Consider the following 1,561-nt stretch of genomic DNA (forward strand, 5'->3'; position numbering starts at 1 on the left):
ATTAGCAGATGCGCAAAAAGCGGCTGATATGATTGCATTAAATGCAGGAGCAGCCTTGTACGTATCTGGTTTGGCAAGCAATATTAAACAAGGCGTCACGATGGCAGAAGATGCGGTTTATAGTGGCTTAGCTTTAGAAAAGTTAGTGGCTTTGCGTGATTTTAGTCGTACATTTTTAGTATAGGATAGATTTAAGACACTGAGATTTAGCTATTTGTCACCCAGAGCGATGAGTATATAAATCCTCAACGTTAAGCTTAAATAATTGATATAAGTAGATTTTTATGAGTTCACAAATTTTAGCCACGATTCTACAACGTAAAGCAGAAGAAGTAGAGGCACGGCAACGTCAAGTTTCTTTGGCTACACAAGAAAGTCGCGCACGTACAGCTTTACCAACGCGTGGCTTTTATCAAGCATTAAAACGCCGTGTTGATAAAAAACAACCTGCGGTAATTGCTGAAATTAAAAAAGCATCTCCATCAAAAGGGGTTTTGCGTGAAGATTTTGTGCCAGCTCAAATTGCCCGTAGTTATGAACGTGCTGGTGCTGCTTGTTTATCGGTATTAACCGATGTTGATTTTTTTCAAGGGGCAGATAGTTATCTACAAGCTGCACGTTTTGCTTGTACCTTACCTGTTTTACGCAAAGATTTTGTCATTGATCCTTATCAAGTGGTTGAAGCACGAGCCATTGGTGCAGATGCAGTCTTGTTGATTGTCAGTGCTTTAACAGATACGCAATTAGCCGAGTTATATGTGACTGCCACCGAATATGGTTTAGATGTTTTGGTGGAAGTGCATAGTCAGAGTGAATTAGAACGTGCTTTGCGTTTGCCTGTGCCAATGATTGGGATTAATAATCGAAATTTAAAAACCTTCCAAGTGAGTTTAAATACGACTTTGGCGTTAATGCGTTCAATTCCAAAAGATCGTTTAATTGTCACCGAAAGTGGTATTTTAAATCCCTCAGATGTGACCTTAATGCAGGCGAATGGGATTAATGCCTTTTTGGTGGGTGAAGCATTTATGCGTGCGCCTGAGCCAGGTGATGCGTTAAAAAATCTGTTTTTTGGTAAATAAAAAAAGGAGCAATAGCTCCTTTTTTATTCTCAGGGTACTGAATTAACGTGCGCCAAAAATTACCATGGTTTTGCCTTTAACACTAATCAAACCTTGATCTTCTAAAGATTTTAATACACGGCCAACCATTTCGCGTGAACAACCGACAATGCGACCAATTTCTTGGCGAGTAACACGAATTTGCATACCATCGGGATGGGTCATGGCATCAGGTTGTTTGGATAAATCTAACAAACAACGAGCCACTCGACCTGTTACATCTAAGAAGGCTAAATCGCTAACCTTACGAGTGGTAGCGCGTAAACGACCTGCTAATTGGGCAGAAAGTGCAAACATCAATCCTGCATCTTGACGAGCGATGTCTTTAAATTTACGGTAACTAATTTCGGCAATTTCACAGGCAGTTTTAGCTCTAATCCATGCAGAACGTACAGGCTTTTCTTCAAATAAACCCATTTCACCAAAAAAGTCACCTGCAT

Annotated in this window: 2 protein-coding genes and 1 pseudogene; 2 read left to right on the forward strand and 1 reads right to left on the reverse strand. The window is 40.1% G+C overall.

The features are described from left to right. Together trpD and trpC are read left to right on the forward strand one after the other, a co-directional pair. Positions 1-184 (forward strand): annotated as a pseudogene (trpD, locus tag Q0212_RS16595) (anthranilate phosphoribosyltransferase); the annotation flags it as partial. A 100-nt stretch (positions 185-284) separates the two neighbouring features. Beyond that, positions 285-1,082: an indole-3-glycerol phosphate synthase TrpC gene (gene trpC, locus Q0212_RS16600; RefSeq protein WP_297927598.1), complete on the forward strand. Its 798-nt coding sequence runs from the start codon at positions 285-287 to the stop codon at positions 1,080-1,082. Positions 1,083-1,124: 42 nt separating this feature from the next. On the opposite strand, the gene Q0212_RS16605 is transcribed toward trpC, so the two are convergent. Further along, positions 1,125-1,561 (reverse strand): helix-turn-helix domain-containing protein (locus tag Q0212_RS16605; protein WP_297927600.1); only part of this gene is annotated, 437 nt, incomplete at its 5' end.

The sequence above is a fragment of the uncultured Agitococcus sp. genome (genome assembly GCF_937920075.1).
In the GTDB taxonomy this organism is placed as follows: domain Bacteria; phylum Pseudomonadota; class Gammaproteobacteria; order Pseudomonadales; family Moraxellaceae; genus Agitococcus.

What these genes read in the sequence shown, in the direction of transcription:
- trpC (WP_297927598.1), top strand. Translation starts at nt 285, where the DNA reads ATGAGTTCACAAATTTTAGCCACGATTCTACAACGTAAAGCAGAAGAA.